21 protein-coding genes, 2 pseudogenes and 1 riboswitch are annotated in these 23,062 nt (G+C 70.5%); of the genes and pseudogenes, 13 read left to right on the top strand and 10 right to left on the bottom strand.

The features are described from left to right. Nucleotides 1-54 precede the first annotated feature (54 nt). Entirely contained in the window at nucleotides 55-522 is a 468-nt protein-coding gene (gene bcp / locus ACWGO0_RS07225) for a thioredoxin-dependent thiol peroxidase (RefSeq protein ID WP_453529329.1), read from the bottom strand. Nucleotides 523-650: 128 nt separating this feature from the next. Here bcp and ACWGO0_RS07230 point away from each other — a divergent pair, with 128 nt between their 5' ends. The 3 genes from ACWGO0_RS07230 to ACWGO0_RS07240 all read left to right on the top strand — a co-directional run bounded on the left by ACWGO0_RS07230 (nucleotide 651) and on the right by ACWGO0_RS07240 (nucleotide 1,853). Then, nucleotides 651-968 carry a DUF3618 domain-containing protein gene (locus ACWGO0_RS07230; RefSeq protein ID WP_453529332.1) on the top strand — a complete coding sequence of 106 codons (318 nt, stop codon included), beginning with the start codon at nucleotides 651-653 and terminating at the stop codon, nucleotides 966-968. A gap of 55 nt (nucleotides 969-1,023) precedes the next feature. Continuing rightward, a complete protein-coding gene (locus tag ACWGO0_RS07235; protein WP_185300584.1) occupies nucleotides 1,024-1,365 on the top strand; it encodes a GroES family chaperonin in 342 nt (113 codons plus the stop codon). Nucleotides 1,366-1,430: 65 nt separating this feature from the next. Next, nucleotides 1,431-1,495, top strand: a riboswitch (guanidine-III (ykkC-III) riboswitch). Between the two features lie 37 nt (nucleotides 1,496-1,532). Then, entirely contained in the window at nucleotides 1,533-1,853 is a 321-nt protein-coding gene (locus ACWGO0_RS07240) for a DMT family transporter (protein WP_453529335.1), read from the top strand. On the opposite strand, the gene ACWGO0_RS07245 is transcribed toward ACWGO0_RS07240, so the two are convergent. Then, complete coding sequence (locus tag ACWGO0_RS07245) at nucleotides 1,847-4,048, bottom strand: transglycosylase domain-containing protein (protein WP_453529338.1); 2,202 nt, start codon at nucleotides 4,046-4,048, stop codon at nucleotides 1,847-1,849. The two genes, ACWGO0_RS07240 and ACWGO0_RS07245, sit on opposite strands and share 7 nt — an antisense overlap. 181 nt (nucleotides 4,049-4,229) lie before the next feature. On the opposite strand from ACWGO0_RS07245, the gene ACWGO0_RS07250 reads away from it, so the two are divergent. From ACWGO0_RS07250 to ACWGO0_RS07265, 4 genes are read left to right on the top strand one after another with little or no spacing between them, the layout of a single operon-like run. Beyond that, nucleotides 4,230-5,030 carry an ABC transporter permease gene (locus ACWGO0_RS07250; RefSeq protein ID WP_453529341.1) on the top strand — a complete coding sequence of 267 codons (801 nt, stop codon included), beginning with the start codon at nucleotides 4,230-4,232 and terminating at the stop codon, nucleotides 5,028-5,030. After that, nucleotides 5,023-5,865, top strand: a complete 843-nt coding sequence (locus ACWGO0_RS07255; protein WP_453529344.1) for an ABC transporter permease — start codon at nucleotides 5,023-5,025, stop codon at nucleotides 5,863-5,865. The genes ACWGO0_RS07250 and ACWGO0_RS07255 overlap by 8 nt, the downstream gene beginning before the upstream one ends. Nucleotides 5,866-5,892: 27 nt before the next feature. After that, entirely contained in the window at nucleotides 5,893-6,909 is a 1,017-nt protein-coding gene (locus ACWGO0_RS07260) for an ABC transporter ATP-binding protein (protein WP_453529347.1), read from the top strand. Between the two features lie 53 nt (nucleotides 6,910-6,962). Then, entirely contained in the window at nucleotides 6,963-7,598 is a 636-nt protein-coding gene (locus tag ACWGO0_RS07265; RefSeq protein ID WP_453529685.1) for a DUF1707 SHOCT-like domain-containing protein, read from the top strand. Between the two features lie 45 nt (nucleotides 7,599-7,643). On the opposite strand, the gene ACWGO0_RS07270 is transcribed toward ACWGO0_RS07265, so the two are convergent. Next, nucleotides 7,644-8,888, bottom strand: coding sequence for an SGNH/GDSL hydrolase family protein (locus tag ACWGO0_RS07270; protein ID WP_453529350.1), 1,245 nt, complete (start codon nucleotides 8,886-8,888; stop codon nucleotides 7,644-7,646). A 142-nt stretch (nucleotides 8,889-9,030) separates the two neighbouring features. Here ACWGO0_RS07270 and ACWGO0_RS07275 point away from each other — a divergent pair, with 142 nt between their 5' ends. After that, nucleotides 9,031-10,461, top strand: coding sequence for a DUF445 domain-containing protein (locus ACWGO0_RS07275; protein WP_453529353.1), 1,431 nt, complete (start codon nucleotides 9,031-9,033; stop codon nucleotides 10,459-10,461). Nucleotides 10,462-10,526: 65 nt separating this feature from the next. On the opposite strand, the gene ACWGO0_RS07280 is transcribed toward ACWGO0_RS07275, so the two are convergent. Then, the gene (locus tag ACWGO0_RS07280; protein ID WP_453529356.1) at nucleotides 10,527-10,829 is read right to left on the bottom strand and encodes a hypothetical protein; all 303 of its coding nucleotides are present in this window, start codon (nucleotides 10,827-10,829) and stop codon (nucleotides 10,527-10,529) included. A 65-nt stretch (nucleotides 10,830-10,894) separates the two neighbouring features. Here ACWGO0_RS07280 and ACWGO0_RS07285 point away from each other — a divergent pair, with 65 nt between their 5' ends. Further along, on the top strand, nucleotides 10,895-11,419 hold the full coding sequence (locus ACWGO0_RS07285; protein ID WP_453529359.1) for a hypothetical protein: 525 nt from the start codon (nucleotides 10,895-10,897) through the stop codon (nucleotides 11,417-11,419). A gap of 15 nt (nucleotides 11,420-11,434) precedes the next feature. Here the strand turns inward: ACWGO0_RS07285 and ACWGO0_RS07290 are convergent, their stop codons facing one another. The 4 genes from ACWGO0_RS07290 to ACWGO0_RS07305 form a co-directional block, all read right to left on the bottom strand. Next, nucleotides 11,435-14,329: an AAA family ATPase gene (locus tag ACWGO0_RS07290; protein ID WP_453529362.1), complete on the bottom strand. Its 2,895-nt coding sequence runs from the start codon at nucleotides 14,327-14,329 to the stop codon at nucleotides 11,435-11,437. A gap of 181 nt (nucleotides 14,330-14,510) precedes the next feature. After that, nucleotides 14,511-16,310, bottom strand: coding sequence for a S8 family peptidase (locus ACWGO0_RS07295; RefSeq protein WP_453529365.1), 1,800 nt, complete (start codon nucleotides 16,308-16,310; stop codon nucleotides 14,511-14,513). Between the two features lie 351 nt (nucleotides 16,311-16,661). Next, nucleotides 16,662-17,696 carry a S66 family peptidase gene (locus tag ACWGO0_RS07300; RefSeq protein WP_453529367.1) on the bottom strand — a complete coding sequence of 345 codons (1,035 nt, stop codon included), beginning with the start codon at nucleotides 17,694-17,696 and terminating at the stop codon, nucleotides 16,662-16,664. 20 nt (nucleotides 17,697-17,716) lie between these two features. Beyond that, nucleotides 17,717-18,583 (bottom strand): AraC family transcriptional regulator, encoded by an 867-nt coding sequence (locus tag ACWGO0_RS07305; RefSeq protein WP_453529370.1) that lies wholly within the window; start codon nucleotides 18,581-18,583, stop codon nucleotides 17,717-17,719. Between the two features lie 49 nt (nucleotides 18,584-18,632). On the opposite strand from ACWGO0_RS07305, the gene ACWGO0_RS07310 reads away from it, so the two are divergent. Next, nucleotides 18,633-19,043, top strand: coding sequence for a DUF2000 family protein (locus tag ACWGO0_RS07310; RefSeq protein WP_453529373.1), 411 nt, complete (start codon nucleotides 18,633-18,635; stop codon nucleotides 19,041-19,043). Nucleotides 19,044-19,154: 111 nt separating this feature from the next. Here the strand turns inward: ACWGO0_RS07310 and ACWGO0_RS07315 are convergent, their stop codons facing one another. Together ACWGO0_RS07315 and ACWGO0_RS07320 are read right to left on the bottom strand one after the other, a co-directional pair. Then, nucleotides 19,155-20,045, bottom strand: a complete 891-nt coding sequence (locus tag ACWGO0_RS07315) for an NAD(P)-dependent oxidoreductase (protein ID WP_453529376.1) — start codon at nucleotides 20,043-20,045, stop codon at nucleotides 19,155-19,157. Nucleotides 20,046-20,240: 195 nt separating this feature from the next. Continuing rightward, nucleotides 20,241-20,506 (bottom strand): annotated as a pseudogene (locus ACWGO0_RS07320) (NADP oxidoreductase); the annotation flags it as partial. 1 nt (nucleotide 20,507) lies between these two features. On the opposite strand from ACWGO0_RS07320, the pseudogene ACWGO0_RS07325 reads away from it, so the two are divergent. The 3 genes and pseudogenes from ACWGO0_RS07325 to ACWGO0_RS07335 form a co-directional block, all read left to right on the top strand. Further along, nucleotides 20,508-20,624: pseudogene (locus tag ACWGO0_RS07325) on the top strand (winged helix-turn-helix transcriptional regulator); the annotation flags it as partial. 187 nt (nucleotides 20,625-20,811) lie between these two features. Further along, entirely contained in the window at nucleotides 20,812-21,939 is a 1,128-nt protein-coding gene (locus tag ACWGO0_RS07330; RefSeq protein WP_453529379.1) for a hypothetical protein, read from the top strand. A 133-nt stretch (nucleotides 21,940-22,072) separates the two neighbouring features. Then, complete coding sequence (locus ACWGO0_RS07335; RefSeq protein WP_453529381.1) at nucleotides 22,073-23,056, top strand: hypothetical protein; 984 nt, start codon at nucleotides 22,073-22,075, stop codon at nucleotides 23,054-23,056. The last annotated feature ends 6 nt before the right edge of the window (nucleotides 23,057-23,062 follow it).

Here is a 23,062-nt window from a genome sequence, read left to right on the forward strand (position 1 = left end):
GCGATGTGGGTCACAGGGCTCGTGGGATGCCGGCGTGGTCGGATGCCGGGCTTGTCAGATGCCGAGGTCCTTGATGATCTTGGCTACGTGGCCGGTGGCCTTCACGTTGTAGAAGGCGTGCTCGACCTTGCCCTCCTCGTCGACCACGATCGTCGACCGGATGACGCCCGTCACCACTTTGCCGTAGAGCTTCTTCTCGCCGAAGGCGCCGTACGCCTCCAGGGTCTCCTTGGACGGGTCGCCGACCAGGGTGACCTTGAGGTTCTCCTTCTCGCGGAACTTGGCGAGCTTCTCCGGCTTGTCGGGGGAGACGCCGATGACGTCGTATCCGGCCGTGGCCAGGACGTCCAGGTTGTCGGTGAAGTCGCACGCCTGCTTGGTGCAGCCGGGTGTGAGGGCGGCCGGGTAGAAGTAGACGATGACCTTGCGGCCCTTGTGGTCCGCGAGCGAGATGTCGTTGCCGTCCGCGTCGGGAAGGGTGAAGGCGGGGGCGGTCTCGCCGGGCTGGAGTCGCTCGCTCATGGTTCTCCTCAAGTGGCACATCAGGTGTTTGGGACCGAGCGTAATAGGGGTGCCGCCGGGTGTCCGGGCGGTCGAGCTGACAGACTGTCGATGAAGGTTTACCGGACGACGACCACGGAGGCGGCGCAGTGTCGGATGCCAGGACCCCTGCGCAGATCGAGGCGGACATCATCACCAGGCGCGAGCAGCTCGCCGTGGTGCTCGATGAGATCGGGGTGCGTGTGCACCCGAAGACGATGATCGGTGACGCGAAGGCCAAGGTGGCCGGGACGGTGGACCGGACGGCCGGGCGTGCGTTCGTCGCGGTGAACCGTTCGGTGTCGGACGTGAAGGCCCAGTTCGTTTCGAAGGATGGCGCGCCGCGTCTGGAGCGGGTGATTCCGGCCGTGGTGCTGGTGGTCGGTGTGGTGGGTCTGCTCGCGGTGTCGTCGCGTCGCAGGAAGTGACGGGGCCGACCCCCGGGGGCGTGCGGCGCGGGTCCGAGCAGGTAGGTTTCGGCTCGTGAGCGACAACACCCACGACGACAAGCTGCCCATCCGCATGCTGCACGACCGCGTGCTGGTCCGGTCCGATTCGCCCGAGGGCGAGCGGCGCTCGGGCGGTGGGATTCTGATTCCGGCGACGGCTGCGGTCGGCAGGCGGCTGGCGTGGGCCGCGGTGGTGGCGGTCGGCCAGAACGTGCGGACGGTGGAGCCGGGGGACCGGGTGCTGTACGACCCGGAGGACCGTGCCGAGGTGGAGGTGCGGGGCGTGGCGTACGTACTGATGCGGGAGCGGGATCTGCATGCGGTGGCCGCGGACCGGTTCGAGGGTTCGGTGGATTCGACCGGGCTGTATCTGTAGTCCGCGTGCAGCCCGTGGTGGCTGGTATTGAGCCTGGTGACTGGGGTCACCGGGCTCTTTGTCATTTTTTGCTACGGTAGGGGGACCCCGACGAGACGCGCCGTACCGGGCCTTGCAAAGACGACGCACCGTGTTGTCCGCGTGTTCTCTCGTCGGAAGGTGCCGTCATGGCCTGGGTTCTGCTGCTTGTCGCCGGTCTGCTGGAAGTGGGCTGGTCGATCGGGATGAAGTACACCGAGGGGTTCACCCGGCTGTGGCCGAGCGTGTTCACCGGCCTCGGGATCGTCGCGAGCATGGTGTTGCTGTCCCATGCGGCGAAGACGCTGCCGATCGGTACGGCGTACGGCGTGTGGGTCGGTATCGGTGCGGCGGGTGCGGCGGTGCTCGGCATGGTGGTGCTGGGTGAGCCTGCCACCGCGGCCCGTATTTTCTTCGTGTGTCTGCTGCTGGTGGCCGTGGTGGGTCTGAAGGCGACCTCGGGTCACTGATTCTGCGGGTCACTGATCTGCGGGCGTGCGCCGCGTGCGCCTTCGAAGAAGCCTCCGGTGTCTTCGGTCTCGCCCTCCTCGGTCTCCTCGGACTCCTCGCTCTCCTCGGGTTGGGGTTCTTCCTCGGGCTCGTCGGTGCCGTCCGGGAGTTCGAGGTCGAATTCCCGGGGCTCGGCGGTGCCGAGGGCGGCGGCTGTGTAGTCGGCCCAGATGGCGGCGGGCGGGCCGCCGCCGTTCATGCGGGGCAGGCCGAGGGCCCCGTACAGCGGTGTCTGCGCACCGGTGGCGGGGTCCTGGCCCATGACGGCGACGACGGTCGCGAGGTCGGGCGTGTAGCCGGCGAACCAGGCGGCCTTGTCCTCCTCGGCGGTGCCTGTCTTGCCCGCGGCGGGGCGGTTCGCGGCCTGGGCGGCGGTTCCGGTGCCTTCCTCGACGACGGTCCGGAGCATCCAGGTCGTGGCGTCGGCGGCCGTGCGGCTGACGGCCTGCTCGGTGTCCCTGACCGGGAGCGTGATGTTCTCGCCGTCCTTGGTGACCTTGTCGACGAGGGTGTACGTGCCGTGCCTGCCGTGGTTGGCGAGGGTGGCGTACGCCTCGGCCATGTCGAGGACGCTGGCGGTCGCGGGGCCGAGCGCGATGGACGGCGATGCGGTGAGGTCGGGGGTGTTCTCGGGGATGCCGAGGGCGATGGCGGTGTCCTTGACGTTCCCCGGCCCGACGTCCTGCGCCATCTGGGCGTACACGGCGTTGACGGATCTGTCGGTGGCGGTACGGACGGTGACGGGGCCGTAGTCGACGTCGTCCTCGTTGGCGGGGCCGTATCCGGTGGGTCCTTGGGGGCCTTCGACCATGCGTTCGTTGCTGCCGTCGTAGATGGTGCCGGGGGTGATCGTGCGGCCGTCCTGGGTGGTGGATTCGTTGGCGACGGCGGAGGTGAAGACGAAGGGCTTGAAGGTGGAGCCGACCTGGTAGTCGCGGCGGGTCGCGTTGTTGACGTACTGCTTGGTGTAGTCGATGCCGCCGTACATGGCGACGACCTCGCCGGTGCCCGGGTCGATGGAGACGCCGCCGACGCGGACGTTGCGGTCGACCTTCCGGCCGGCGCTGGTCTTGGACAGGACGTTGTCCTGGACTGCCTCGACGAAGGCGTCCTGCTTCGTCTTCTCCAGTGTGGTGGTGATGCGGTAGCCACCGGCGGCGAGGGTTTTCTCGTCGATGATCCTGTTGCTGGTGAGGTAGTCCTCGGCGGCCTGGACGAGATAGCCGCGCTGTCCGGAGAGGCCGGTGGCCGGCTTGGCCTCGCCGGGGACGGGGAACCGCGTGGTGGCGCGCTCGCCGGCGGTGAGCCAGTGCTCCTTGACCATGCCGTCCAGTACGTAGTTCCAGCGGGCGAGGGCGTCGGCCTTGTTCTCGGGGTGGGCGATGACGTCGTACGCGCTGGGGGCGTTCAGGAGGGAGGCGAGGTACGCGCCTTCGGCGGTGGTGAGCTCCTCGACGTCCTTGCCGTAGTACGCCTGCGACGCGGCCTGGATGCCGTAGGCGTTGCGGCCGAAGTAGCTGGTGTTGAGGTAGCCCTCGAAGATCTGGTCCTTGCTCTCCTCGCGGTTGAGTTTGACCGCGATGAAGAACTCCTTGGCCTTGCGGACGACGGTCCGTTCCTGGCCGAGGTAGTAGTTCTTGACGTACTGCTGGGTGATGGTCGAGCCGCCCTGCTTGCCCTTGCCGGTGAGGGTGTTCCAGGCGGCGCGGATCATGGCCTTGATGTCGACGGCGCGGTCGGAGTAGAAGTCGCGGTCCTCGGCGGCGAGTACGGCGTGCTGGACGGTGAGGGGGACCCGGTCGAGGCGGACGTTCTCCCGGTTGACCTCGCCGTCGCGGGCGATGACCGTGCCGTCCTTGTAGAGGTAGGTGTTGGACTGCGCGATGGCGCTGGCGTTGGCGGGCGGGATGTCGACGAGCTGGTATCCGGCGATGAAGCCGCCGACGAGGAGCAGTGCGATGCCGAGGACCATGCGCCAGGTGGGGAAGGCGCGGCGCCAACCGGTGCGCTTGGGGCGCTTCTTGCGCCCCTTCCGTGTCTCCGCCGTCTCTGCTGCCGTCCCTGCCTTCTCCGCCGTTTCCGTCGCGCTCGGTGAGCCGGTGGGCAGGGGCCGGCCGTCGGGGTCGCGCGGGGCCCAGTTCTGCTCGTCGATCATGTCGGTGGGAACTCCTCGGCCGCGGTCGGACATCCAGCCGTCCCATAGTGCACTTTTTGCTCACATATCCTAGGGATTCTCCTTGCGTGACCGGTCGCGGCGGTGATAACCGGCTGCGGTGCCTGTCCGGCGTGGACTAGGGTCGTGCGCTTTGGTGCCGGTCAAGGGGGGAGGGGCCCAGGTGCGTCTGTACGCAGTAGTGGCGGCCGGTGGATTCCGGCGCCACGCCACCTACCGGATCGCGACGGCGGCGGGCGTCTTCACCAACACCGTCTTCGGTTTCATCATGGCGTACACCTACATCGCACTCTGGGACGAGCGTCCACAGCTCGGCGGCTACGACATGTCCCAGGCGCTGACGTACGTATGGCTCGGCCAGGCGCTGCTGATGACCTGCGCCATGATGGGCGGCGGCTTCGAGGACGAGCTGATGGAGCGCATCCGTACCGGGGACATCGCGGTCGATCTGTACCGGCCCGCCGACCTCCAGCTGTGGTGGCTTGCGGGTGATCTGGGCCGGGCGGCTTTCCACCTGATGGGGCGTGGGATCGTGCCGATGGCGCTGGGCGCCCTGGCCTTCGATCTGGCGCTGCCGGACTCGTTCTGGATCTGGCCGGCCTTCCTGGTCTCCGTACTGCTCGGTGTCGTGGTGAGTTTCGCGGTGCGCTATCTGGTGGCGCTGTCGGCGTTCTGGCTGATGGACGGGGCGGGCGCGGCGCAGATCGCCTGGCTGGCGGGGATGTTCTTCTCCGGGATGCTGCTGCCGCTGAATCTGTTCCCCGGGGTGCTGGGGGAGGTGGCGCGGATGCTGCCGTGGTCCTCGCTGTTGCAGGTCCCGGCCGATGTCTTCCTCGGCAAGCGCACGGGCTGGGGGCTGGTGGAGGCGTACGCCTTCCAGGCCGGCTGGGCGGCCGCGCTGCTGACGGCGGGGCGGCTGTTGCAGGTGCTGGCGACCAGGAGGGTGGTGATTCAGGGTGGCTGAGCGAGGTATCGCGTTCGAGGACCGTTCGAGGGTGGTCGAGGGGGTACGGGCCTACGGCCTGATCGTCGCGATGTGGCTGCGCTCCACGATGGCGTACCGCGCGTCGTTCGCGATGACGGCGCTGGGGAACTTCGTGGTGACGGCCTTCGACTTCGTCACGATCCTGCTGATGTTCTCGCACGTGGACGCCCTGGGCGGCTACACCCTGCCGGAGATCGCCCTGCTGTACGGGATGTCGGCGACCGCGTTCGGGCTGGCCGATCTGCTGCTGGGGTCGATGGACCGGCTGGGGCGGCGGGTCCGCGACGGCACGCTGGACACCCTGCTGGTACGGCCCGTCCCGGTCCTCGCACAGGTCGCCGCCGACCGTTTCGCACTGCGCCGGCTGGGCCGGATCACGCAGGGGCTGCTGGTGCTCGGGTACGCGCTGGTGTCGCTGGACATCGCCTGGACACCGCTGAAGCTGCTGCTGCTTCCGCTGGCGGTGCTGAGCGGGGCGGCGATCTTCGGGGCGGTGTTCGTGGCAGGGGCGGCGTTCCAGGTCGTCGCGCAGGACGCCTCCGAGGTGCAGAACGCGTTCACGTACGGGGGGACGACGCTGCTCCAGTACCCGCCGACGGTCTTTGCGAAGGATCTGGTGCGCGGGGTGACGTTCGTGGTGCCGCTGGCCTTCGTGAGCTGGCTGCCCGCGCTGTACGTGCTGGACCGGGCGTACCCGTTGGAGCTGCCGGAGTGGGCGGCGTTCCTGCCGCCGGTGGTGGCGGGAGCCTGCTGGGTACTGGCGGGACTGGCCTGGCGGACGGGCCTGCGCGCGTACCGGAGCACGGGTAGCTGAATCCAAGGAGTAGGGGAGAGCCAGGCCATGGACGCGGACTTCATTGAGCTCGACGGCGTCGAGAAGGTCTTCGACGTACGCCGCAGAACCGGCTTCATGCGCCGGGAGCGCCACGAGGTGCGCGCGGTCGACGGCATCAGCTTCCGTGTGCCGCGCGGTGAGATGGTCGGCTACATCGGCCCGAACGGCGCGGGCAAGTCGACCACGATCAAAATGCTCACCGGGATTCTCACCCCGAGCGGCGGCCGGCTGCGGGTGGCGGGCATCGACCCCTCCCGGGAGCGTACGAGGCTGGCGCACCGGATCGGTGTGGTCTTCGGCCAGCGCACGACGCTCTGGTGGGACCTGCCGCTGCGGGACTCGTACCGCCTGATGCACCGTATGTACCGCATCCCCGACAGCCGCTTCCGCGAGAACCTCGACCGGTGCGTCGAACTCCTCGACCTGGGTGAGCTGTTGGACGTACCCGTACGGCAGCTGTCGCTCGGGCAGCGGATGCGCGGCGATATCGCGGCGGCGCTGCTGCACGATCCGGAGGTGCTCTATCTGGACGAGCCGACGATCGGGCTCGATGTGGTGTCCAAGGCGAAGGTCCGGCAGTTCCTGCGGGATCTGAACGCCGAACGGGGTACGACGGTCCTGCTCACCACCCACGATCTGACCGATATCGAGCAGCTCTGCAAGCGGGTGATGGTGATCGACCACGGGCGGCTGATGTATGACGGGGCGCTCGCCGGACTGCACGAGGTGGGGGAGAGCGAACGCACGCTGGTGGTCGATCTGGAGCGTGAACTCCCGCCGATCGAGCTGAAGTCGGAGCCTTCGGTACGGGTGGTGAAGGTGGCGGGACCCCGGCAGTGGCTGGCGTTCCCCGCGTCGGCGTCCGCGGCTCCGCTGGTGGCTCGGATCGCCGCCGACTATCCGATGGTGGACCTCTCGGTGCGCGAGCCGGACATCGAGGCCGTCATCGCGAGGATGTACGAGACGGGCTCGGCTCCGGGTGTGCGGAGTGCGGACACGGGGCGCGGGACTGTGGGTCGATGACGTGAGCGGGTGCGTTCAATAAGGTGCCCGGTATGACAAGTGAACTTCCGGAGATGCGTGCCTCCGATGCCGAGCGTGACCGGGTCGCCGAGAGACTGCGCGAGGCGGTGGCCGAGGGGCGGCTGGAGATGGACGAGTTCGAGCAGCGGCTCGACGCCGTCTACAAGGCCCGTACGCATGGGGAGTTGGCACCGCTCGTCCGGGACATTCCGGCGCCGGGATCGACCGTGGAACCCGCGGGGGCCGCGTCCCCCGCTGCCACCGGGCAGGGCCGCAACTGGGCGGCGCGCATCGGGGGGCCCGCCACGTCGAAGGGGACCTTCGCGTTCTGGGGCGGGTTCAACCGTAACGGCCGTTGGACCGTGGGCCGTCTGTTCACCGCGTTCGCGATGTGGGGCGGCGGCCACATCGATCTGCGCCAGGCGCATTTCGCGGAGCGTGACGTCGTCATCCGCTGCTTCACGATCATGGGCGGAATCCAGGTCACCGTCGAGCCCGATGTGAACCTGGAGGTCAGGGGCATCGGCATCATGGGCGGGTTCGGCGAGCACTCCCCGAACAGCGAGGACGCCGAGCCGGTGCCGGAGGCCCCGCGCGTGCAGATCGTCGGGTTCGCGCTGATGGGCGGGGTCGACGTCCAGCGCAAGTGGACCAAGGCCCGGCGCCGGAAGCTGACCGAAGGCGAGTGACCCACCACCCCGCCCAGTGGTCCGGGCGGGGTCACGGGCAGTCCGTCAGAGCTCGTCGGACTTCGGGGTTCCCATCAGCTTTCCGAGATCGATCAGGCCGGCCAGCGCGTGGTAGCCGTTGTCGTTGAGGTGGAGCCTGTCCCCGGAGTCGTACGCGGCCGAGAGCCGGTTCGTCGCGTACGGGTCGCGCACCGCCCGGTCGAAGTCCACGTACTCGTCGAAGACGCCGCCCGCGCGGATCTGCTCGTTGACCGCCAGCCGCACCGCGTTCCGCTCGGGCGTCCATGTCGCGAAGCCCTCGAACGGGGTCAGGGTGGCTCCGACGACCCGCAGGCCCCGGGCGTGCGCCTGGGCGGTCAGGGCGCGGAAGCCGTCGAGGATGCGCTGCGGGTCCGGCTCCTGGGGGGCCTGCTGCACGTCGTTGATGCCGAGCGCGATGATCACGGTCTTCGCTCCGGCGACCGACAGCACGTCGCGTTCGAAGCGGCTCGTGCCGCTCGGCCCGCCCAGCGGGGTCGGACCGTCGGTCAGGAGCCGGTTCCCCGCTATGCCCTGGTTGACGATGCCGTACCGGCCGCGCAGCCGGTCGGAGAGCAGGTCGGGCCAGCGGTTGTTCGCGTCGGTCGTGGAGCCGCTGCCCGCGGCGAGTGAGTCACCGATCACCACGATCGAGCCGGGCGTCGTCTTGTTGCGGACGTCCACGGCCGTCAGATAGCGCCAGTTGGTGGTCCGCCAGGTGCCGCGTGCGTCGGCCAGATAGGACGTCTGGTGGGTGTTCGGGTGGTACGTGACGGGCCCGGAGGCGCGCGGGGTGCGGAAGGCGACGATCAGGTCGGCGTCGGCGGCCACGGGCACGACGACCTGGTCGCTGACCACCTGCTTGCCCGCAGGGACGGTGACGGTGGGCGCGCCACGGAACGTCACCGGCCGCGTGTTCACGGTCACTTGGTCGACGACGAGGGGGCCCGTACCGAAGAGGTTGGACAGGGTGATGCGTGCCGCGTCGCCACCGACACTCGTGTGCACGATGTTGCGGACGGTGCGTCCCGGGAGTCCGTGCGCGGTGTTCGGCTCGGCGCTGACGGCTGCCGCGGTCCACGTCGCCACCCAGGTACCGGCGGAGTTGGCCGGCGCCGCGGGGGTACGGGCAGCCGCGTGCGGTTCCGGCTCGGGACGGGGCCCCGGCCGTGAGCCGGCCAGCAGCGTCGTACCGAAAGCGATGGCGGCGGCGAGTGCGGCTGTGCCCGCCACAAGGGCGATGAGCAGGGCATAGCTTTGGCGCCTCGGCATGTGCGGTGATTCTCCTTGTGAAGATCGAACTGGTCCCATGATGCGACAGGCCGTCGGGAACTCGACATGCGGCCCGGGAGTAGGTGGGGTAAGGACAATGCGTACGGCACGGGGGCGACTCGTACGCGGACGGGTGGAACGCATGGAACGGACCGAATCCGGAGCGCATGACGCCGGGCAGGACATGGAGCAGGGAGCGGGGCAGGTGGCCGAGGCCGGGAAGCAGCCGGGGCAGGTGGAGGCCGGTTCCGCAGCGGGACCCGGGGCCGGACCGGGTCCGGGCGCCGGGCGACGGTCCACGCCGCTCGCCGTGTTCGCGTACACGGCGGCGGACGAGGAGAAGCGCCGCGGCGTGCGCCGCATGAAGACCACCGCCACGGGTCTGCTCCTGCTCGTCGCGCTCGTATATGTCCTGGCCACCTGGGCGAAGAGCGCAGGCGTGGGTGGCTGGCCGGGCTACGTCGCGGCGGCTGCCGAAGCGGGGATGGTGGGCGCGATGGCGGACTGGTTCGCCGTCACGGCGCTCTTCCGGCGCCCGCTCGGCCTGCCCATCCCCCACACCGCCATCATTCCCACGAAGAAGGATCAGCTTGGGGCATCACTTGGTTCCTTCGTGGGCGAGAACTTTCTCTCCGGAGACGTCGTTCGTGACCGAATTCACGCTCTCGGGGTCGGTGCGAGGCTCGGTGCGTGGCTCGCGGAGCCGGATCACGCCGACCGTGTGACCGCCGAACTGGCCACAGCGCTGCGCGGCGCGTTGACGGTGCTGCGGGACTCCGACGTCCAGGCGGTCGTCGGTGAGGCGATCACGCGGCGGGCCAACGCGGCGGAGGTCGGTCCGGGCCTCGGCAAGATGCTGGAGAAGATCGTCTCCGACGGCGGTCACCGCAAGGTCGTCGACCTGATCTGCGTACGCGCCCACGACTGGCTGGTCCTGCACGGCGACTCGGTGATGGACGCGGTGCAGGGCGGGGCGCCGGGCTGGACACCGAGGTTCGTGGACAAGCGGGTGGGGGAGCGGGTCTACAAGGAGCTGCTGCGTTTCATCACGGAGATGCGGGACATGCCCGCTCATCCCGCGCGTGGCTCGATCGACACGTTCCTGACGGACTTCGCCGCCGACCTCCAGACGGACTCGGACACCCGGGCGCGGGTGGAGCGGCTGAAGTCGGAGATCCTGGGGCGCGGCGAGGTCCAGGACGTCATCGCCTCGGCCTGGTCGTCCGTACGCACGATGATCATCGCGGCTGCGGAGGACGAGCAGAGCGAGCTGAGGCTGCGGGCGAGGGCCTCGCTGATGTCGCTGGGCGCCCGGCTCGCGACGGACAGCCGGCTCCAGGCCAAGCTGGAGGGCTGGCTGGAGGACGCGGCGGTGTACGTGGTCACGACGTACCGCGCGGAGATCACGTCGCTGATCAGCGACACGGTCGCGGGCTGGGACGCGGATCAGACGTCGAAGAAGATCGAGGCGAACATCGGCCGGGACCTTCAGTTCATCCGGATCAACGGCACGGTGGTGGGCGCGCTGGTGGGCCTGGTGATCTACTCGGTGTCGCGGGCGGTGGGGGCCTGAGACTCAAGCCTTCACGGCCTGAACTCAAGCCTTCACGGCGCACGTCTCGTCCTCACGGCGCACGTTCAGGCCGCGCGGCGGGTGACCAGCCAGGACGCGGCTGCGACCCCGCCCGCCACCGCGAAGACGGCCGGCCACGCGCCGACCTTCTTGGCGAGCGGGTGCGATCCCGCGAACGCGGCGACGTACGCGACGGTCAGTCCCGCGGCGGCGCGCGGTCCGGCCTGCCGGTTCCACTCGTACGCGGCGAGTGACCCGGCGGCGGCCAGTGCCACCCCGCCCAGTGGCCGCTTCTTGGTCCACCGGGCGACCCCGTAACCGCCGACGAGGCCGCTCGCCGCCACCGCCGCTGCCGGAACCTTTGCCATAGCGGCCACCTTCGCTCTCATGCGTACATGTGTATGGTCTGATCCAATCGTACGAGGGGGGTCTCATGCGTATCCGAACGGGCTGCCGTGCTGCCGCAATGAGCGGGGTCATCGGGGTTGTCGCGGCGTTCCTGGTGTCCTGCACCAGCGTCTCCTCCGGCGGGGGGCCGGGCGACGGCATACCCGAGATCGCGGCGTCCGAGGCGGCCGTGACCAAGGAGCCCACGCCCGCTGCGGAGCCCGACGGCGCCGCCCAGGAACCCATGGCCTCGCCCGGCCCCGCAGCGGTACGCGACGCGTTCGCCGGGGTCCAGGCGACGCTGAACGAAACCTGCACCCCGGGCGCGGGGGACTGCGCCTACTTCCTGGGCCGGGTCAACACCGAACTCCAGGAACTCGACGAAGCCATGAGGGCGGACGCGAAGGGGCCCGGCCACTTCAAGGAGCCGCTGGCCTGGACGGGCACGCTGTGGAAGACCCTGGACGGGGACACCTCCACGGAGAACCTGGAGACGCACCGTAACGAACTGCTGGACACCCGCGACCGCATCAATACCTGGATGCAGGGGCACCCGGACGACTACCGCTAGCGCGACGCCCCGGGGTCAGCCCGCCGCCGGGTATTCCGCGGCGGCCGCTGCCGGCCGGTGGCCCGGCCAGGCGTTCAGGGCGGTCGCCAGCTGGGCGCGCGAACGGACGTCCAGTTTCTGGTAGATGCGGGTGAGGCGGGCTTCGACCGTCTTCACGCTCAGGTACAGCTTCGCCGCCGCCTCCTGGTTGCTGGCCCCCTGGCCGACCAGCTGTGCGAGGCGCAGTTCCGCGTCCGTGAGGGAGGACAGGGTGTCGCCGCGGGCCGGGGACGGTTCGGCCGTACGGGACGGGGTCTCCGTCGTGAGGGTCAGCCACGGGGCCGCCCCCGCCCGCTCGAAGTCGGCGGCCGCGGCCTGCAGCGCGCTCTGGGCGGCCGACCGCCTGCGGCGGCGGCGCTCCACGCGGGCGAGCGCGATGAGCGCCCGGCCGCGCTCCAGCGGCAGCCCCGCCGCGGCGAACCGCTCGGCGGTCCGGGACAGCAGGCACACCGCCTCGTCCGGCTTCCCGCTCGCCGCCAGGTACAGCCCGTACGCCCGGTCGCAGCTGAGCAGCACCGTCGTGAGGCCGAGGCGTTCCGCGACCGGACGCACATCGGCGAGCAGGGCCGCGGCCTCCTCCGTGGCGTCGTTCGCCAGCAGCGCCTCGGCCAGCTCCTCGTGCCAGCGCAGCATGGAGGGGTCGACGGTCGACTGGGCGCGTTCATCGGCCTGTACCCGGCGCAGGGTCTCCAGGGCGGTCGCCACATCCCCGTTGATCAACTGGACCCGGCCGAGCGCGTACAGGCTCCGGGGGAGGAAGACGCGGTCGCCCTCCTCCCCGGACGCCTGGACACTGCGCCGGGCGTAGCTCGCGGCGCGCTCGAAACTGCCGCCCGCGGTCTCCGCGAGGGCCAGCGCGTACCAGGCGGGCCCGGGCGAGAGGCCGGCTTCCAGGGTCAGGGCGAGAGACCGTCCGGCGTGTGCGAGCGCCGCCGCGCACTGCCCCCGCCGGGCCTCGATCTCCGCGAGCGTGCGGAACAGCTCGATGGCGTCCTCCACCGGGCCGCGGCGCTCGACCAGGGGGATGAGGGCATGGGCTTGATCGCGGGCGGCGGTGAGCCGGTCGTCGAACAGTGCGTGGCGGATCGTCAGTATCTGTGCGGCGTTACGGATGCCGAGCGGGCGCTCGAACAGCTCCAGGGCCCGGGCCTCGGCGAGCACCCGCTCCGCGTCCGGCGAGCCGAGGACGCGTTCCATGCGCGCCTGTACGGTCAGGGCCCTGGCCGCCGTCTTCCCGTCACTCACGGAGGCGGCGAGCGCGGCGGACTCGACAGCGACGGCCCGGGAGCGCCGCGGGTCGCCGTCGGCCAGGACGTACTTCACCGCGAGACGGAGCAGGACGGCTGCTCGCAGCGCCGTGTTGCCTTCGGAGTCCTCCATGGCGTGGACATAGAGCTCGTCGAGGTTGCTCAGTCCCTGACCTGCGGTGTCCAGCACCGCGAGCCTTACGCGGACCCGGTCGGCCGGTGTGGCGTCGCGGGCCAGGAGATCGGTGGCCGCGCGCATGGCCAGGTCGGCGCGGGCCGCACGGGCGGCTTCCTGGGCGGCGTCGACGAGCCGGGCGATCCGCGCCGGACCGTGCTGGACGGGCGTGGACTCGGCCGCGAGCAGGGCAAGTTCGGCGGCGAGGGCGCTGTTCCCGCGGAGCCGGGCGGTGTCGGCCGCCGCCGCGACCTCCGCGGCCAGCTCCTCGTCGGGAGTGTCGGAGGCCAGTGCCCGGTGCCGTACCGCCTCCACGGGGTCGTCCACGACCCGCGCGAGCGCCGCGTGACCTGCGCTGCGCTCGGTCCAGCAGGCGTCGTGCACGAGCGTCGACGGCAGCAGACCGGCTGTGAAGCCGACCGTCCCGTCCTCCTTGAGGGAGATCAGATTCGCCCGCTCGGCGGCGGCGAGGTCGGCCTCGGCGGTGGGGCGGCCCGCGCGGCGTATCAGCGTGGCCGTCGGGCGCAGCGCCAGCGCGGCAAGCAGGAGCGTGGAGCGAACGGCGGGCGAGGCGACACCGAGCAGCTGCCGCGCGATCTCGCGGGCCTGCCCGGACAGCGACAGCGCCTCGGCGTGGTGCACCGGAGTCCGTGCGTCGGCGAGGGACCGGCCGACGGCGAGCGCGAGACGCGGATTGCCGCCGCTGGCCTTGTGGATGCGACCGGCCATCCGGGACGGCAGCCGGTGGTGGATGAGGAGTTCGGCGATCTCGTCGGCGTGCAGCGGCGGTACGAACAGGACGTCGGCCTCGGACGGCGCCCACAGGGGTTCCGGGCCGGCCGCGTCCTGCTGTCGCGCACCGGTCTGCGGCGTACCGGAGTCGGGGCTGTACGCCGTCGGTGTCTCGACGGCGATCACCCGCAGCGCGGCCGGGGCCAGATGGAGCGCGAAACGCAGGAGGTCGGCACTGGCGGCGTCGATGCGCTGGACACCGTCGACGACCAGCAGGGCGGGGCCGCGCGCGACGAGGGTCCGCAGGATCTGGGCGAGGGCGAGCCGTAGGGCGATGGGGTCCCAGCCGCCGTCCGGGATGGGCGCCTCGCGGCACAGCATGGCGACGGCGGTCCGCTGCGGTCCTGGCAGCCCTTCGAGCATGCCTGCCGCGCCGTGTGTTTCGGCTTCGGGCCAGGACACGCACGCGGATATGGAGGCGACGAGGGCGGCGGCAGCCGCACCCGGTATGCCGCGGTCGGCGGGGAGCGTGGGGAGCCACAGCACGGTCTCGCCGCGGGACTCGGTGCGCGCGGCGGTGGCCAGGGCGAGCTCCGTCTTGCCGACCCCGGCGGGGCCGGTGAGCAGGGCGCGCCCGCGGGTGTGCAGGACCCGTTCGAGCCGCGCGAGGAGCTCCGCGCGCCCGACCGGCGCAGGGCGGTACGTCGCCGACGTCACGTACCCACCACCACCTTCCGGCGTGCGCGAGCCCGCTGCCCGTGCGAGAGCAGAGAATACGAAGTCGGCCACTGCCGTCCAGGCCCGGTGTCGGCATACGGACCGACCGGCAGCGGGGCGCGCCCGCGGAAATTCCCGCGAACACGCCCCTGACCTGCGATGATGCACCTCAATGGGCGTCTCAGAAGGTGAGACTCCAGGTGTCGATGTAGCCGGTGTCACCCGATGCCACGTCGCGGACCTGGAGCTTCCAGGTGCCGTTGGCGACCTCGCTGGACGCGTCGACCGTGTACGTCGCGATGACGTTGTCGGCACTGTCCGAGGACGACGAGGTCTTCAGGTTGCGTACCGTGCCGTCCGGCGCGATCAGGTCGACGACCAGGTCGCCGCGCCAGGTGTGCTTGATGTCCACGTCGACCTTGAGGGCGGCGGGGGCGTTGCCCGTGCGGCCGGTGACCGGGATCGACGAGGTGACGGTCGAGTTGTCCGTGATCGTCACGTTCGCCGCGTTGCTGAACGTCGTACCGACGGGGGTGGTGCCGGTGACGGCGTTCACGGTCTTGGTCGCATCGGCGATGCCGGCGCCGCAGCCGCCGGTGCAGGTGCCGGGGAGCGGCCTGGCGTTGCCCTTGATCGCGGACTCGATCTCGGCCGGGGTCAGGGTGCTCTTGGCCGACTTGAGCAGTGCGGCGAGGCCCGCGATGTGCGGGGCGGCCATCGAAGTGCCCTGGTAGGGCTTGTAGTTCTCCGTCGACTGCGTGGTGGCACCGGAGTTCAGCGTGGAGAGGATGCCGTTCTCGGGGGTGGTGATGGTGCCGGGCGTGTCGGTCGCGCGGCGGGTCTCGCCGCCGGGCGCGGACACGTCGATGATGCTGCCGTAGTTCGAGTAGAACGAACGGTTGCCCTCACGGCTGGTGGACGCCACGTTGATGACACCGGAGCAGTTGGCGGGCGTGAAGCCGGAGGCGTTGGCGTTGCTGTTGCCCGCCGCGACGACCACGGTGGTGCCGCGCGAAACGGCGCCGTTGATGGCGGTCTGGTAGACGCTGGGGCAGGTGGAGCTGGCGCCGCCGAGGCTCAGGTTGATGACCTTGGACGGGGTCGCGTTCGCCGCGACGCCCGGGACGGTGCCGCCGGACGCCCAGGTGATGGCGTCGGCGATGTCCGATGAGGAGCCGCCGCACTTGCCGAGCACGCGCACGGGCTGGATCTTCGCGCTGTACGCGATGCCCGCGATGCCCTTGCTGTTGTTGGCGGTCGCCCCGATGGTGCCGGCGACGTGCGTGCCGTGCCAGGAGGAGTTGCTCGCCGTGGAACCGGCGCCGCACTCGCCGGCGGTGGCGTTCCAGTCGCCCTCGTCCTTGGCGTCGCTGTCGCGGCCGTTGCCGTCACGGGCGTCCGCGGAGGAGGAGATGAAGTCGTATCCGGCGACGGTGTTGGCGGCCAGGTCCGAGTGGGCGGCGTAGCCGGTGTCGATGACGGCGACGGTGACGCCGCTGCCGGTGCCCTTGTCCCAGGCGCCGGGGACGTTCATGCCGCCGGTGGCCTCGAACAGGTCCCACTGCTTGGCGTAGTCGGTGTCGTTCGGGGTGGCCGCCATCGCGTAGGCGCGGATGTCGGGCTCCACGGACGCGACGGAGGAGTCGGCACGGAAGGCGTTCATGACCTCGGTGACGTCCTTCTTGGACGTCTCGCCACCCAGGTCGACCAGGGCGGCGCCGCCGGCGAGGCGGCGCTCGAACGACAGGCTCTCGCCGGTCTGCTCGGCCTTGGCGGCCGCGTCGCTCTTGGCGGCCGCGTTGGAACCGGCCTCGGCAGCCTTGGACTTGTAGGTGACGATGACGTTCTCGACCGGCGCGGTGGGCAGCGCGGTCATGGCCTGCGAAGCCGGGGCAGGCTTCGGGGAGGGGCCCGCCGGGGCGGCGGCGAGCGCCACGGAGGAGGTGGCAACGACACCGGCGATCGTGGCAGTCGCTGCCACAACGGATATGAGTCTCCGCCTGGAACCGTTCAAGGTGTTCCCTTTCAATGACTACTCGTGCGGAGCGCGGCGGGCGGCGCGAGAACCGCGGTGCAGCGTGGGGGCTGCGGTCCGCGGTTCCTGGGCGGGGTGGCCCGTGCGCCGACGCCGACGCCACGACCCTGGTCAAGGCCGTCACCGACGGAACCTCACCCCTGCTTTACATGCACCTGACACCTAAGAGTCAGAGGATGGGATCCGCCGGTGCGGCAGACAGTAGGGAACGGGGAGATGAACCCGATACGGGGAAAACCCTTGTCCGGGGCGGGGGGTCCGGGCAGGGCCCGCGAGCGTTCCCGCCCGGGCGCCCCCTCAGCCGACGAGCGTCTGAATCAACTCACTGCGCTCCGACGTGTGGACGATGCGCCCGAGTGCGCCGTTGACGAGGGGCATGAACGGCGGGACGTGCCCGCACTCGACGTCGGCGATGATGGGCACAGCCAGCGATCCGAGCGCGTCGAGCACGGCTTCGTGCTGGGTGAGCGAAGGCGCGTCGGGCGCCGGAGTCCGCCCGATCAGCACGGCGTTGGCATGGTCGAAGAACCCGGACAGCCGCATCCCGTGAAGGTTCCGGCAGGTCGTGAAGGCATCCTCCGAGGCCTCGACGTACACGAGAAGCCCTTCCGGGGCATGGTCGCGCGCGAACGCCGAGAGATCCCCGTACGGAGTCCCCGCCAGCCCGGCGACCGTCTCGAGGCACCCTCCGACGAGCCGCCCGGAGACATCCACGTCCCCGTCCGTATCACCGTCGAGGCGGGTCCACCGCCCGGCGGTGTCGAGCTTGAAGTCGCATACCTCGGGGAAGGCCTGGAAGTCGTCCCAGCCCGTGGACGAATGGCGCCCCGGCGGCGTCTGCACGAACCGCCGGCCCTCCGGCATGGTGACGATGTCCAGCCAGGACAACAGCCCTTCGGGCACCCGGTAGGGCGTATCCATGAGGTTGTTGCCGTGCACGGTCGCGACGCCGGTGAGCAGGGTGAGCGGCGTGATGAGGGTCGACATGTCCGACCACCCGACGACCCAGGTGGGCTCGGCGTCGCGCAGCCGCTCCCAGTCGAGGAGAGGCAGCAGGTCGATCGCGGTCTCCCCGCCCCACGGCGGCACCACGGCCCTGATCCCGGGATCGGTCAGCATCCTCATGAACTCGTCAGCACGCTCGGCGGCGGGCGCACTGACATGCCCGGCCCCGTCCATGCACTTCCCGACGACGACCTCGTACCCCCGCGACTCGACCTCACGGATCGCCACATCGAGCCGCGCGCGCAGTTCCTTCGGCACTCCACTGGACGGCGAGGTGACGCCGATGCGGTCACCGGGACGGAGGGGGTGCGGGAATCGAATAGGCATGCGGGGATTTTGGCACGGCGTTATATGGGAACGGCACCGAGTTTCCGCGCACCCCGTCCCCGTCCCCGTGCAAAGCCCCCAGGGGTGGTGCCCACGATCCGCTTGAAGTGCCGGCTCAGATGCGACTGGTCGTAGAAGCCGGCCGCAGCCGCCACCCCTCCGGGCGGCTGCCCATCGAGCAGCAGCCGCCGCGCCCGGTCCACCCGGCGGGCCGTCAGGTACTGGTGCGGGGCGATACCGAAAGCCCCGCTGAACGCCCGTACCAAGTGCGTGGGGTGGGCGTGCAGCAGCTTCGCCGCCTCGTCCAGGGTCACCCCCTGGAGCAGCCGTTCGTCGAGGAGTTCCCGCAGGCTGTGGGCCACACCGCGAGGGGGCACCCGAACATCCGTGACGAGCCGGGGCCGCAGGTGGGTGTGCAGCCGTTCACGGATGAGGGCGAGGCGGCTCTGCGCCTCCAGTTCGTCGCCTCTGTCCGCGAGCGCGCTGTGCGGCTGTCCGACGCGTTGCCGCAGCAGGGAGTCGACGAGGTCGGGTCCGTCCACGGCCGGCCCGATGTAGCTCTCGTCGAGCTGGGTCAGATCCAGATAGAGGACCCGCTTGCGGAAGCCGTCGGAGGTGGCGGGTGAGCCGTTGTGCGGTACCTGTGGCGGGAGCAGGGACACCGTGTCGCTCGGGGTTCCGCGCTCGTGGCGGTCCAGGTCGTAGCGGACCGCGCCGTCGTCGACGATGAGCAGGGTCCACACGTCGTGGACGTGCATCGGGTACGCGTGCTCGGTGAAGTGGGCGTGGAAGACCTCCACGACCCCCGGGACCTGCGGGCGCCATGCGGAAACCTGCTGCCGGGGCACCATGCGCTGCCGGGGCACCACGCGCTGCCGGGCCACCATGCAAGGAATGTACAAGACGGTGCGGCGGGGTGGTCGGCAGTCTCGGAGCATGACGACGACCGACAACGCCCCCGCACGTTTCGACACCAAGATCGCCGTACTGCTGCGCGAGGACCTGGAGACCTGGCAGCGGCTGAACGTGACCGCGTTCCTGGTCAGCGGCCTGGGCCCGGAACAGCCCGAGGTGATCGGCGAACCGTATGCCGACGCCGACGGCACCCCGTACCTGCCGATGTTCCGACAGAAGGAGACGCTGACCGCGGCGCACACCCGCGCACTGTCCCGCTCGCTGCCCCGGTCGGTGTTCACGTCCGACCTCTTCGCCACCGGCAACGACGAGGACAACCGCGCGGCGGTGCGGGCGGTGCCGAAGGATCAGCTGGATCTGGTGGGCCTCGCCGTGTACGGGCCGCGCAACGCGGTCGACAAGGTACTGAAGGGCGCCCGCATGCACCCCTGACCCGTCGGCAGCGGCCGTGCGCGGGTGCCGCCCGGCCGTGTGCGCGGGTGCCGCCCCGCCCCCTTCCCCCATGCCCCTTCCCCCATGCCCCATCCCCTATGCCCCCTTCCCCTATGCCCCCTGTTCCGGCTTCCTGAGCACCTCGACCAGCGCTGAGATGCTGTGGTCTCCGTGGCCTGCCTCGACGGCCCGCCTCACCAGGTCATGCAGCGGGGCCTGCCAGGCCACGTCGACGTTCGCCTCCCTGCCGAACTCCTCGTCGGCTGCGATTCCCGCGAGGAAGAGGTTCACAGAGGACGCGGGCTTGCTGTAATCGCCGCTGTCGATCTCCTCGGCGAAGACCGGCAGGACGGAATTGATCATCTCGAACCATTTAGCGGTGAACCGCACCAGCGAGCTTGCGTCCAGCCCTCGCGCCTGGACGGCGGCAGCGCCCTGGAAGAAGCCGACGAGTGCCGGAAGCAGCGTGCCGCCCACCGCCATCTCGTAAAGCGCGGCGAGATCCGTCTCCTCGCCGAGATGGACGGTGTCGCCGCCCATCACCTTCAGCGTCGACGCGTATTCATCGAAGACAGTCCTGTCGCCGCCGTAGTACAGCAGGGTGTCCGGTGCGCCCACAGCCGACGGCACGTTCTTGATCGCCCCGCCGAGGAACCGGGCACCGTGCCCGGTGGCCCAGTCGGCCATCTCGCGGGCGCCGGCCGGGGAGCCGCTGTTCAAGGTGACAAGGGCGCGCCCGCGCAGTGACGCGGCGGCCGGTTCCAGGGCCTGGCGGGTGTCCTCGAAGGCGGTCAGACAGGCGATGACCAGCGGGCTCGCCACCACCGCGGCCTCGACCGCCTCAGCGTGGACCGCCCCCATGGCAACAAGCGGCGCAGCCTTGCCCGGCGTACGGTTCCACACCGTCGTCGGGTGCCCGGCGCCGATGAACGCCTCTGCTAATGCCCGGCCCATCGAACCCAGCCCGATGACGGTCACGGGTGTGCGGTTGTCCCCAGCCATGCTTCGCTCCAATTCACGGTCAGACCTTCGGTATCCACGAAGATGCGATGAGGGCTTCCGTGCCGGTCCGGGATGATCGCGGCGCGGCGCACGTTGAATGCTGGGCCTTCGATGAAATTCCCTCAAGTACGTACAAATTTGTCAGGTACCCACATCTTTGTAAGTGGGAGCGCCCACCCCAGGAAACGCTCCCGGTCACAGCACCTGGCTGCGCTGCGGCCCCGTCGCGTACGCCAGAGGGGGGCGATCGACTGGGCGTCGGCTCCCTCGGCCACCCAGAGCCCGATCAGCAGCGCGGCCGTCGCCTCGACCGGCCCGGCCCGTTCGAGTCCGCCGGCGGCAAACGGTTCGCATCCCACATCCCGCACCAACTCCCTTACGGGTACGAGTGCCTCCTCCTCGTCGCCGCAGAGCGGCACGGCGAGCGGGCGGCCGCCGAAGACCGGCGGGTCCATGCGCCATTTGACCCCCTTGGGGGAGACCTTGCTGACCCCGATCGACGCGTTCGGCAGGTGGGCCTTCGAGCACGGCGACGAGGTCATGGCGGCCCGGGACACGAACGCGGACGTGCCGAATTAGCCTCCGCCGCGCAGGTCACCGGACAGGGGTATGGCTCGAAGTCCCGTTCGCATGGTGGGAGATGGGCGGCGTGCGGTACGGTCACGGAACATCACGCTCTGTGTGGACACGCACACACAGGGCGGCCCCCGGCGGTGCGCCAACACCATCCGAGGGCCTTCATCACCAGTGGAAGAAGCCACCGGAAATGCTGCGTCATGTTATCGCTCCGTCTGCGTTCTACACGAAGGCGTCGAACGAAGTCGTCCGCCATAAGCGTCTGAACAGTGACGCGAAGATCCTCGTGCTGTACGTCCAGGGTCTCCCTGGAGAGTGCACCTGTAAGCCCCTGGGTGAGCTGGCCGAGAAGCTGGAGATCAACGGGCGCGCCTACCAGAAGGCCAAGCAGCAGCTGATCGCCAACGGGTACGTGCACGAGTGGCGGAGCCAGGGTGACGGGGGCCGCTGGGTCACGCATCAGCTGATCTCGAACGAACCGCTCACGGCCGCGCAGGCGAGGGCCCTGCGGGAAGCTCCGCCCACGGCCCCGCCGCCGAGTGCACAGTTTCCGACGGTCGGTGTGCCGACCGGTCGGAGGGCCGGTGGTTATAAACCTGTAGAAGACCACAGTGATAAGACCACTCCCCACCCACCCTCCGAAGCCGAGCCGAAGCCGTCTCCGGAACCGCCGGACGCGCCCCCGGCCCCGACCGCACCCAGGGCCGCGCCCCCGTCCGCAACTGATCCGACCCCCGCACCGACCCCACCCGTGCCCCCCGCACCGACCCCACCCCAGCCCCCGGCACCGACCCCACCCCGGCCCCCGGCTGACCCGGTCCGAATGCTCCAACTGGCCCGAGCCGAACGGGTCCTGCTCTCCCTGCGCCACTCGCGCCGAGAACTGCATCTGGGGGCCCGCGAGGCCCGAGCTCTGGCGGTCGAGGCGGTCAAGTGGCTGGAACGCGGCCTCAGTGCTTCCGACTTACGGCAGGCCATGCTCGCCGAACGCCCCGAGAACGGCGTGCGTTCGGCGGTGGGCTTCCTGCGCTACCGCCTCATCCACAAACTTCCCGAGGACCCGACGCCACTCCCACCCTCCCCCTCACCCCCACCCTCACCCTCACTGCCTCCCCACGCCCGCGAGCTGATCACCTGTAAAGGCCCGGGCGAGGAGCACCTCTTCCGCCCGCTGGGCGCCGAGACGGAATGCGGCGAGTGCCGTCAGGCCGCCGCGTACGCGGCTTGGCATCGCATCCCCCCGCCGCCCGAGGGGCCTGATCCGGAGCGCATCCCGTGGCGGGACCGGTTCGCGCGGATCCAGGCGGCGGAAGGCTGACTGGGCGAGCGCGGAGGCGAAGTCCGTACGGTCTTGCGGATGCAGTGTTGCGTACAACGCGCTGGATGCTCCGCAAGGGAGCCCGCACCGGCTGTTGGGGGTGGGAGGGGGCAGGGATGGGGAGGAGTGGATCATGCCTGCCCCGACGAAAGCCGATGTCAGGACGCTTGACCACATCAAGCGCCGCCAGCGGAGCCTGGCCACCCACCGGCAGCTCCAGGCCGCCGGCCTGCACCGAAGCACGATCAAGCGCCGCTGCGAACCGGGCGGCCCCTGGCAACGGGTGCTGCCCCGGGTGACGTTGATACACGCGGGCGCGCCCGACCGGTACCAGCGCATGCTGGCGGCGGTCCTCTACGCGGCTGAACCGGACTCCGACCCCCTGTCCGGCGCGACGGCCGTGGTGACGGGGGAAGCCGCGCTGTCGCTCTACGGGGTACGCGGCACGCGCAGCGGGACGGTAGACGTACTGGTCGACGAGGCGCGAAGGATGCGGGACGTGGCGTACGTACGCATCCGCCGCACCCGCCGCCGCCCACCCAGCCTCCTCTTCGAGGGAGTGCCGTGCGCCCGCAGACCGCGCGCGGCGGCGGACTTCGTCGCCCGCGAGGCGTCCCCGGAGCGCGTACGAGCGGTCCTGGCGAACGCCGTCCAGGCAGGCCGCTGCGACCCGCGGGACCTCCTCGCCGAACTCCGGGCGGGCCATGCGCTGCGGGGTGCGCCGGTACGCGCGGCAGCGGAGGAACTCCTCGTGGGCGTCCGCTCGATCGAGGAGGGCCGCGCCCGCGACGTACTACGCGCGGCCGGAGTCCCGGACGCCCTGTGGAACCCCACGCTGCTCACGGCGGACGGCATCTTCCTGGCGGTCCCGGACGCGTACTGGCCGCGCGAGGGCGTAGCCCTGGAGGTCGACTCCGAGGAATTCCACCTGGGCGTGAACGAATACCGAGCCACCCTCCGCCGCCGCCTAAAACTGGAGGCCCACGGCGTAGAGGTGGTGAGCGTGGCCCCCGCGCTGGTACGGGACCACCCGGCGGAGGTGGTAGCCGCGATCCTGGCCAAGCTGCGACTGGGCGCGGGGCGCCGGGAGCCGATTTCGGTGGTGGTGCGGGGTTAGGGAGAG

This window comes from Streptomyces sp. NPDC055749 (genome assembly GCF_053617235.1).

Coding starts and splice junctions, on each gene's coding strand:
- ACWGO0_RS07260 (WP_453529347.1), top strand. CDS start 5,893: ATGGACGCGGACTTCATTGAGCTCGACGGCGTCGAGAAGGTCTTCGAC.
- ACWGO0_RS07275 (WP_453529353.1), top strand. CDS start 9,031: ATGGAACGGACCGAATCCGGAGCGCATGACGCCGGGCAGGACATGGAG.
- ACWGO0_RS07335 (WP_453529381.1), top strand. CDS start 22,073: ATGCCTGCCCCGACGAAAGCCGATGTCAGGACGCTTGACCACATCAAG.
- ACWGO0_RS07280 (WP_453529356.1), bottom strand. CDS start 10,829: ATGGCAAAGGTTCCGGCAGCGGCGGTGGCGGCGAGCGGCCTCGTCGGC.
- ACWGO0_RS07330 (WP_453529379.1), top strand. CDS start 20,812: ATGCTGCGTCATGTTATCGCTCCGTCTGCGTTCTACACGAAGGCGTCG.
- bcp (WP_453529329.1), bottom strand. CDS start 522: ATGAGCGAGCGACTCCAGCCCGGCGAGACCGCCCCCGCCTTCACCCTT.
- ACWGO0_RS07305 (WP_453529370.1), bottom strand. CDS start 18,583: ATGGTGGCCCGGCAGCGCGTGGTGCCCCGGCAGCGCATGGTGCCCCGG.
- ACWGO0_RS07315 (WP_453529376.1), bottom strand. CDS start 20,045: ATGGCTGGGGACAACCGCACACCCGTGACCGTCATCGGGCTGGGTTCG.
- ACWGO0_RS07285 (WP_453529359.1), top strand. CDS start 10,895: ATGCGTATCCGAACGGGCTGCCGTGCTGCCGCAATGAGCGGGGTCATC.
- ACWGO0_RS07300 (WP_453529367.1), bottom strand. CDS start 17,696: ATGCCTATTCGATTCCCGCACCCCCTCCGTCCCGGTGACCGCATCGGC.
- ACWGO0_RS07270 (WP_453529350.1), bottom strand. CDS start 8,888: ATGCCGAGGCGCCAAAGCTATGCCCTGCTCATCGCCCTTGTGGCGGGC.
- ACWGO0_RS07265 (WP_453529685.1), top strand. CDS start 6,963: ATGCGTGCCTCCGATGCCGAGCGTGACCGGGTCGCCGAGAGACTGCGC.
- ACWGO0_RS07240 (WP_453529335.1), top strand. CDS start 1,533: ATGGCCTGGGTTCTGCTGCTTGTCGCCGGTCTGCTGGAAGTGGGCTGG.
- ACWGO0_RS07310 (WP_453529373.1), top strand. CDS start 18,633: ATGACGACGACCGACAACGCCCCCGCACGTTTCGACACCAAGATCGCC.
- ACWGO0_RS07245 (WP_453529338.1), bottom strand. CDS start 4,048: ATGATCGACGAGCAGAACTGGGCCCCGCGCGACCCCGACGGCCGGCCC.